The sequence below is a fragment of the Streptomyces sp. W16 genome (assembly GCF_033194735.1).
GTDB lineage: Bacteria > Actinomycetota > Actinomycetes > Streptomycetales > Streptomycetaceae > Streptomyces.
The window spans coordinates 19,814-28,494 of record NZ_JAWOAI010000058.1 but is presented as its reverse complement, the minus strand read 5'-3'; the positions used below and the strand labels follow the sequence as shown (position 1 = coordinate 28,494).

The window sequence follows — 8,681 nt, the reverse complement described above, 5'->3', positions numbered from 1 at the left end:
CACCGCCGCCGGTGGAGCCGAGCTGCGCGGTCAGCTTGGGGCTGATCGCGGTGACCGTGTAGGCCGCCGCGAGGCCCAGCGCGATACCGAGGCCGCCGCCGATCAGACCGTTGACCATGGACTCGCCGACGACCTGGCGGGTCACCTTCCGGCTCGGCCAGCCGAGCGCCTTCAGGGTGCCGAACTCACGCACGCGGCGGGACACGGCGGAGGAGGTGAGCAGCGCGGCCACCAGGAACGCGGCGACGAGGACCGCGATGGACAGCCACTTGCCGACGCTGGTCGCCAGGTTGGAGGCGGTGGACAGCGAGCCGGACACGGTGGACGCGAGGTCGGCGGAGGTGGTGACCGTCGTACCCGAGATGTTCTTCTGGATGGTGGTCTTGACGGACGAGATCTGCTTGGAGTCGGTCGCCTTGACGTAGATCGTGGTGACCTTGTTCTTCGAGTCGCCCAGCGTCTGCGCCTGCTTCAGCGGCACGTACACGTCGATCGTGGACTCGCTGCTGTTGGGCGTCGCGATGCCGATGACCGTGAACTTGGTGCTGGAGATCTTGAAGGTCGAACCGACCTTGTACTTCTTCGTCTTGGCGTACGACTTGCTGACGACGGCGACCTTCGCGTTGGTCTGCGCGGTCGTGAACGTCTTGCCGGTGGTGATCTTCGACGTGGACAGCGGGCCGAGCGTCTGGTTGGTGACGTCGATGCCGGCGACCGAGTACGAGTTCACGTTGAAGTTGGCGCCGCCGCCCTGGACCTGCGGCGCACCGGTGCTGCTGGTTCCGCCACCGCCGCCGGGGCCGCCCTGCTGCTGCGAGGAACCGGAGGTGGTGGTGGACTTCGCCTTGCCCTGGGTGAAGGAGCCGTCGACCTTGGTGACGTTCAGCGTGAGCGCGCCGACCGCGGTGGACACGCCCTTCTGCGCGCCGACCTTGGTGACCAGGGAGGACGCGAGGACCTGACCGCCCTGCGTGTTCACCCGGTCCGAGCTCTGCGAGCTGCTGCTGGAGGAGGTGGCGCCGAACTTGAAGCTGGGACCCTGCGAGCTGCCGGCCTTGGGGGCCGACTGCGCCTTGGTCACGGTCATGTCAGTTCCGAGACCGTAAAGAGACTTGAGGACCTTGTCCTGAGCCTGATTCATGCCGGCCGACACCGAGTTCACGGTGATGACCAGCGCGATACCGAGCGCCAGACCCATGGCGATGACCAGGGCCGCCTTCTTGCGCCGGCTCAGCTCGCGCTTGAGATAGATGCCAAACATCCCATTCCCCAAAGGTTCTTGGCGCCCGCTGTGGGCGCGGCCACAAGCTATGGAGGAACCTTTGAGTCGACCTGAGTAAAGGATGTGTCTGGCCTGAGAAAAAGAGGCCCGAAATCAGAATTGTGTCAGACAGCTCATTCTTAAGCTGTGGAGGGCTTCCTGCCAGGAAACCCCTGTTCAATGACTTGCTGACATGGGGTCCCGCGTCTTCGTCCCGACGTCTTTTCGCCACCCCCGCCGTGCACCGCCCCGCCCCGATTTTGTACGGTCCCGGGATGCGCGATTCCTCTCGGCTCACCCGGCGTGCCGCTCTCGGCCTGACCGCCGCCGCCCTTCCCGTGGCGGCGGCCACTCCAGCGTCCGCGGCGACGGCGATAGGCGGTGAGCGCCTGGCCCGCGACGGGATCCAGCTGAGTGGTGCCACCGGTCTGCCCAAGAAGCTCACCGCCCGTTCCTGGCTCGTCGCCGACCACAGGACCGGTGAGGTGCTCGCCTCGTACCGCGCGCACCAGCGCCTCGCGCCCGCGTCCACGCTGAAGATGCTGTTCGCCGACACCGTGCTGGGGAAGTTCGAGCGGACCCGGACCTACCGGGTGACCGACGCCGACCTCGCCGACGTCCCCTCCGGCTCCAGCATGGTCGGCGTCAAGCCCGGCATCACCTACACCGTGCACCAGTTGTGGCAGGGCGTCTTCCTTCGCTCCGGCAACGACGCGGTGCATGTGCTGTCCCACATGAACGGCGGGATCGCGAAGACGGTCGCCGAGATGCAGGCCAAGGCGAAGGACCTCCAGGCCCTGGACACCCATGTGGTGAGCCCGGACGGCTTCGACCACCCGGGACAGGTCTCGTCGGCGTACGACCTCACCCTCTTCGCCAGGCACGGGCTGCACGACGACGACTTCGGCGCCTACTGCTCCACCAGGACCGCGAACTTCCCGGCCGGCGGCAAGAAGACCTTCCAGATCCAGAACACCGACCGCCTGCTCACCGGGGCCTACGGCCTGCGCCCGTACAAGGGCATGATCGGCGTCAAGAACGGTTACACCAGCCACGCCGGCAACACCTTCACCGGTGCCGCCACCCGCGACGGCCGCACCCTCCTGGTCACGGTGATGCACCCGGCCAACGGCGGCAACGAGGTCTACAAGGAGACCGAGGCCCTGCTCGACTGGGGCTTCGGCAAGGGGAGTTCGGCGCAGGCGGTGGGCACGCTGGTCGATCCGCTGAGCGAGGGCGGCGCGACCGCGAGCCCCACACCGTCGGGGAAGGGTGCCAAGGGGGCTCCGGGGGCCACGGGTGCGTCGGCCTCGTCGTCGGACGGCGGTGCCTCGCCCTGGCGGCTGCTGGAGGGGGCGGCCGGAACGGTGGTCGTGCTCGCGGGCGGCGCGTTCGCGCTGCGCAGGCGGCGGGCGGCCGTAGCGGCGGCCAAGTCCCGGGAGGACGACGGGAGTTGAACTGTGCGACAGCCGTTCCACCGCCCGGTGCGAAACCTCGCGGTCCCACGCGAGATCCACCCCCACCCGGGCAGTGGAACGACTGTCGCCTCCCCCCTCGGGTTTGGTCTGCGGAAGCTCAGTGCCCCAACTGTGAAGCTTTGGTGGAGAAGAGTTGAGCATAAGTCAGTAACCGGGCGCAATGGTGCGGACGGTCAAACTCCGTTTGTGCAACTTGCCTCAGCCGCGGCCCACATACGGCATCGAGGTCGCCAACACCGTCGCGAACTGCGCATTCGCCGCCAACGGCAGCTCCGCCATGTGCCGCACCGTGCGTGCCACATCCGCGAAATCCATCACCGGTTCCGGGGCTACCACCCCGTTGGCCTGCAGCGCCGCCACGCGTCGTACGGCAGCTCCTCCACCGGCGCCAATCGGTACAGCCCCCAGGGCGCCGGCACCGACACCCCGCATTTAGGAACCCGGCGTCACCCCTCCTGCGGGTACCGCACCCCGATCCGCTCCCGCACCGCGTCCAGCGTCCGCATCACCGCGAGGGTGCCCTCCAGCGGCACCAGCGGCGACTCGGTCTCACCGGCCCGCAGCGCCCGCATCACCTCGGACGCCTCGTGCCGCAGCGTGTTGCGCGGCCCGTCGGCCGGGTCGAGGGCGAACTCCTCGGGGTCGCGGCCGTCCCGGTGCAGCACGAACCGCTCCGGGTGGAAGAAGCCGTCCGGAATGTCGATCCGGCCCAGCGCACCGGTCACCGACGCCGAGGTCCCCGTACCGCCGACGATCGAGCAGTGCAGCGCCGCCAGCGCGCCGCTCTCCCAGGAGAACAGGGCAGCCGTCTGCAGATCGGCGCCCTCGGCGGACAGCACGGCCGACGCCTTGATGTCGGCGGGCTCGCCGAGCAGCAGGTGCGCGAACGACACCGGGTACACCCCGAGGTCCAGCAGGGCGCCGCCGCCCTGCGCCGGGTCGCGCAGCCGGTGCGAGGGCGGGAAGGGTCCGGCGAGCCCGAAGTCGGCCTGGACGGTGCGGACTTCACCGATCGCGCCGTCGTCGACGAGCGCCTTCAGCCGCCGTACCAGCGGATTGCAGTACATCCACATGGCCTCCATCAGGAAGCTGCCGCGCTCGCGGGCCGAAGTCACGAGTTCCCCGGCCTCGCGGGAGTTCAGGGTGAAGGCCTTCTCGACGAGCACGTTCCGCCCGGCCTCCAGACAGAGACCGGCCGCCGCGCGGTGCGCCGAGTGCGGGGTGGCGACGTAGACGACATCGATGTCCTCGTCCCGCGCCAGCGCGGCCCAGTCGCCGTAGGCCCGCTCGATCCCGAACCGTTCCGCGAACGCCTTCGCCGACTCCTCCGTCCGCGAGGCCACCGCGACCACCTCGGCGTCGGGCAGATCGACGAGCGCCGCCGTGAACGCGGCGGCGATCCCGCCGGTCGCCAGGACTCCCCAGCGCACGTTCTCTTCCGTCATCGCGGCCCCACCCTCGTTCACCAGACCCTCGGCACCTTGTACGAGCTGAGAGCATAGGTGGCGGATCACCCGGAGACATCGCAGAGGGAGGGGCACATGTCCGAGCAGAGGGCGAAGGCACCGGCCGTGCCGCAGTCCGCCGTACCGTCGGCGCCCGATGCGACCCGTCGCGCCGGCCTCCTCGTCGTGCTCGTCCTCGGCGGCCTCACCGCGACGCCGCCGCTGTCGATGGACATGTACCTCCCCGCGCTCCCGGAGGTCACCCGGGCGCTGCACGCGCCCGCCGCGACCGTGCAGCTCACCCTCACCGCGTGCCTCGCCGGGATGGCGCTGGGGCAGCTGGTGGTCGGCCCGATGAGCGACAGATGGGGCCGCAGACGCCCGCTGCTGACCGGCCTCGCCGTGTACGTCGTCGCGACCGCCCTGTGCGCGTTCGCGCCGGACGTGGAGTTCCTGGTCGCCTTCCGGCTGGTCCAGGGTCTCGCGGGCGCCGCCGGGATAGTGATCGCGCGGGCCGTCGTCCGCGACCTCTACGACGGTGTGGCCATGGCCCGCTTCTTCTCCACCCTCATGCTGGTCTCCGGGGTCGCCCCCATCGTCGCGCCGCTCGTCGGCGGCCAGATCCTGCGGGTGACGGACTGGCGGGGCGTGTTCGTCATCCTGACCTTCGTCGGGGCGGCCCTCGCGGTGCTCGTCTGGACCCGGCTCCCCGAGACCCTCGCGCCCGCCGACCGGCACGTCGGCGGCACCGGCGAGGCCCTGCGCTCCATGCGCCGCCTCCTCGCCGACCTCCCCTTCACGGGCTACATGCTCACCGGCGGCTTCGCCTTCGCCGCCCTGTTCGCCTACATCTCCGCGTCCCCCTTCGTCGTCCAGGAGATCTACGGCGCCTCCCCGCAGACCTTCAGCCTGCTGTTCGGCCTCAACTCGGTCGGCCTGGTCGCGGTCGGGCAGATCAACGGCAAGCTGCTGGTCGGCCGGGTCTCCATGGACAAGGTGCTGGGCGCGGGCCTGGCGGTGGTCGTCGTGGCCGCCACGGCCCTTCTGCTGATGGCGACGGGAGCCTTCGGCGAGGTGGGCCTGGTACCGGTCGCCACGGCGTTGTTCGTCCTGATGTCCGCGATGGGCGTGACCCTTCCCAACGCCCAGACCCTCGCCCTCATGCGCACCCGGCACTCCGCCGGCTCCGCCTCCGCCCTGCTCGGCACCTCCTCCTTCCTCATCGGGGCCGTGGCCTCCCCGCTCGTCGGTATCGCGGGCGAACACACCGCCGTACCCATGGCCGTCGTCCAGCTGGTGGCCGCACTGGTGGCGGTGGCCTGCTTCGTGGGAATGTGCCGTCCCTGGAACACCCGTACGAACGCGGAGGGAGTGGGGAGCTGAGCGCCCCGAGACTGCGCAGCGACACACCGGAACGGGCGGGCCTCGACCCCGGGGAACTCCGTCACCTGATCCGGGAGGTCCACGACCTCACCACCGGCGACCGCCCCTGGGCGGCGGGCACCGTCGTGGTCGCCGGCCGCGGCCCGGTGATCGCCGTCGAGGAGGCGGCCGGCTGGGCCGTACGGTATTCCGCCTACGACCCCGAGACCGACCGGGGCGTCGAACTCCCGCCCGCCTTCCGCGTCCCGACGACCGTCGACACCCCCTTCGACCTGGCCTCCCTCACCAAGCTGTTCACGGCCGTCGCCGCCATGCAGCAGATCGAGCGGGGCACCCTCGGCATCGACGCCCGCGTCGGCGCCTACCTCCCGGACTTCCGCGCCGCCGCCCGGTACGACATCACCGTCCGCCAGCTCCTCACCCACACCTCCGGCCTGCGCCCCGAACTCCCGCTGTACGACTGCGCGGACGACACGGAACGCCTGGCGATGCTGCGGGCGGAGGCACCGGTGGGGGAGGCGGGCACCCATCTGTACTCCGACCTCAACCTGCTCCTGCTCCAGTTCGTCCTGGAACGCGTCAGCGGACGCACCCTCGACGTCCTCGTCCACGACGGCATCACCCGCCCCCTGGGCATGACGTCCACCGACTTCGGCCCGTGCCCCGGCGCGGCGGCCACCGAGGACGAGCGCCGCCCGTGGGCCAAGGCGGACCGGGGGATGCTCCGGGGTGTCGTCCACGACGAGAACGCGTGGGCGCTGGGTGGCGTGGCCGGTCACGCAGGCCTGTTCTCCACCGGCCGCGACCTGGCGGTGTTCTGCCGCACCCTGCTCGCGGGCGGCTCCTACGGTCCCGCCCGCATCCTCGGCGCGGACTTCGTGGAGTTGCTGCTGACCCCGCCGGGGCTGGGCTTCGAGGTCGATCAGGCCTGGTTCATGGGGGAGTTGGCGGGGCGGGGAGCGGTGGGGCACACGGGGTTCACGGGGACGTCGCTGGTGCTGGATCCGGCGACGGACACGTTTCTGGTGCTGCTGGCGAACACCGTGCATCCGCGGAGGAGAGGGGCGGACAGTGGGCCGCGGGCGGCGGCGGGGACGCGGGTGGCGCGGGCGGTACGGGGTTTTTGAGGCGAGCTGTTTCAACACCCGAGTCGGGTGGTGGGCGGGCATGGGCCCGGGGGTCTGGGGGCGGAGTCCCCAGGGACGGCGGCACCCGCCCCGGGCCACTTAGAATCGGCGGGTGAACGACCCCGTGACCCCGGCCGAAACCCTCCGTACCGCGCTCGCCGCGCTGCTCGGCGGGCTTCCGCCCAGGCAGGCCGCCGGTGCCGTAGAACGCCTGATCGGCAAGTACCGTGGTGCCACCCCGACCGACGCCCCGATCCTCAGAGACCGTGCGGACGTCGTCGCCTACGCCGCCTACCGGATGCCGGCGACTTTCGAAGCCGTGCGCTCCGCGCTGGACGCGTTCGCCGACGCCGTATCCGACTGGGCCCCGCAGGGACACGTGGACGTCGGCGGCGGTACCGGCGCCGCGACCTGGGCCGTCACCGCCACCTGGTCCGGCGACCGCCCGGTGACCGTACTCGACTGGGCCGAACCCGCACTCGCGCTCGGAAAAGAGCTCGCCACCGCCAACCCGGGCCTGCGGAACGCCAGTTGGCGGCGGGCCCGGATCGGCTCGGCACTCGCCCTCGACGCCACCGACCTCGTCACCGTCTCCTACGTCCTCAACGAACTCACCGTCCCCGACCGCGCCGCCCTCGTCGACGCCGCCGCGTCCGCCGCGCAGGCCGTGGTGATCGTCGAGGCCGGCACCCCCGACGGCTACGCCCGCGTCATCGAGGCCCGGGACCGGCTGATCCGCGCCGGGTTCCACATCGCCGCCCCCTGCCCGCACAGCGCCGCCTGTCCGATCGTCCCCGGCGAGGACTGGTGCCACTTCTCGGCCCGGGTCAGCCGCTCCTCCCTGCACCGGCAGGTCAAGGGCGGCTCCCTGCCGTACGAGGACGAGAAGTTCAGCTACGTCGCCGCCACCCGTCTGCCCGTCGAACCCGCCCCCGCCCGGATCGTACGGCGTCCGCAGATCCGCAAGGGCCAGGTGCTCCTCGACCTCTGCGAGACCGACGAGCAGCTGCGCCGGACGACGGTCACCAAACGCCACGGCGACCTGTACAAGGCGGCACGGGACGCGAGCTGGGGGGACCCCTGGCCGGAAAAAGTGTGACAGCTTCGCTGAAAGTGCCACACGTGTGTCTCGTCCCACCCACCCCACATGTGGGGTACCGCCCCCCGGGGCGCGCGATGGTGCGACCATGGGGGAAGTTCTCCGTACAACAAGCAGGGCGACAACAGCGAGGCGAGGAGATAGATGAGCGCGACGTTCGGTGGCCGGACCGGTCGGCAGGGCAGACTCTCCTCGTGGCTGCGCGGACGCCGCCCGCAGGAGGAGGCCGCCGACGGCAGTGGGCGCGAGGCGCTGCTGCTCGCCGCCGCCGGAGCGGGACTGCCGCTCGCGCCCGCCGCGCACCCGGCCCCGGGCTATCGATGTTCGTGCGACCGTGTGGGCTGCCCCACACCCGCCCGGCACCCGGTGTCGTTCGCCTGGCAGACACAGTCCACGACCGACCGCGCGCAGATCGAGCGCTGGGCCCGCCACCAGCCGCAGGCCAACTTCATCACCGCGACCGGCATGGTCAACGACGTCCTCGACGTCCCCCTGGAGGTCGGGCGCGAGGCGCTGGAGCGACTGCTCGCGGCCGGTATCGAGGTCGGGCCCGTCGCCGCGAGTGACGACGGCCGGATGCTCTTCTTCACCCTCACCCGCGGCACCCCCGAGGACGAGGACGAGTGGTGGCCGTGCGAGCTGGACTGCCACCCCGAGACGATGGACGAACACCCGGGGCTGCGCTGGCACTGCCGCGGGTCCTACGTCCTCGTACCCCCGGCCCAACTCCCCGGCGAGAACCAGTCGGTGCACTGGGTACGCGGCCCGGAGCATCCCCTGCCCGACCCGCTGACCCTCCTCGAAACCCTCACGGACGCCTGCGCCCGCCACGCCGGCACGGAGCCGGACCAGGCGGACGCGGCCTGGCCGCTGGGTCGTTGACCATCA

At 71.0% G+C, this 8,681-nt stretch carries 7 protein-coding genes and 1 pseudogene; 5 read left to right on the top strand and 3 right to left on the bottom strand.

Annotated features, from left to right (window positions below; translation table 11 throughout):
• Nucleotides 1-1,261: ABC transporter permease (locus R6V09_RS10775; RefSeq protein WP_317881143.1), on the bottom strand; the 1,261-nt coding region annotated here is incomplete at its 3' end.
• A 275-nt stretch (nucleotides 1,262-1,536) separates the two neighbouring features.
• Between R6V09_RS10775 and R6V09_RS10770 the strand changes: the two genes are divergently transcribed.
• On the top strand, nucleotides 1,537-2,718 hold the full coding sequence (locus R6V09_RS10770) for a D-alanyl-D-alanine carboxypeptidase family protein (protein WP_317881142.1): 1,182 nt from the start codon (nucleotides 1,537-1,539) through the stop codon (nucleotides 2,716-2,718).
• A gap of 219 nt (nucleotides 2,719-2,937) precedes the next feature.
• Here R6V09_RS10770 and R6V09_RS10765 read toward each other — a convergent pair.
• Together R6V09_RS10765 and R6V09_RS10760 are read right to left on the bottom strand one after the other, a co-directional pair.
• Nucleotides 2,938-3,096, bottom strand: a pseudogene (locus R6V09_RS10765) (3-oxoacyl-ACP reductase); the annotation flags it as partial.
• An 89-nt stretch (nucleotides 3,097-3,185) separates the two neighbouring features.
• Complete coding sequence (locus tag R6V09_RS10760; RefSeq protein WP_317881141.1) at nucleotides 3,186-4,184, bottom strand: Gfo/Idh/MocA family protein; 999 nt, start codon at nucleotides 4,182-4,184, stop codon at nucleotides 3,186-3,188.
• Between the two features lie 96 nt (nucleotides 4,185-4,280).
• On the opposite strand from R6V09_RS10760, the gene R6V09_RS10755 reads away from it, so the two are divergent.
• The 4 genes from R6V09_RS10755 to R6V09_RS10740 all read left to right on the top strand — a co-directional run bounded on the left by R6V09_RS10755 (nucleotide 4,281) and on the right by R6V09_RS10740 (nucleotide 8,675).
• Nucleotides 4,281-5,567 (top strand): multidrug effflux MFS transporter, encoded by a 1,287-nt coding sequence (locus R6V09_RS10755; RefSeq protein ID WP_317881140.1) that lies wholly within the window; start codon nucleotides 4,281-4,283, stop codon nucleotides 5,565-5,567.
• Entirely contained in the window at nucleotides 5,519-6,694 is a 1,176-nt protein-coding gene (locus R6V09_RS10750; protein ID WP_317881139.1) for a serine hydrolase domain-containing protein, read from the top strand. Before R6V09_RS10755 ends, R6V09_RS10750 begins: the two co-directional genes overlap by 49 nt.
• A gap of 112 nt (nucleotides 6,695-6,806) precedes the next feature.
• The gene (locus R6V09_RS10745; protein ID WP_317881138.1) at nucleotides 6,807-7,793 is read left to right on the top strand and encodes a small ribosomal subunit Rsm22 family protein; all 987 of its coding nucleotides are present in this window, start codon (nucleotides 6,807-6,809) and stop codon (nucleotides 7,791-7,793) included.
• Nucleotides 7,794-7,937: 144 nt separating this feature from the next.
• A complete protein-coding gene (locus R6V09_RS10740; RefSeq protein ID WP_317881137.1) occupies nucleotides 7,938-8,675 on the top strand; it encodes a bifunctional DNA primase/polymerase in 738 nt (245 codons plus the stop codon).
• Nucleotides 8,676-8,681 lie beyond the last annotated feature (6 nt).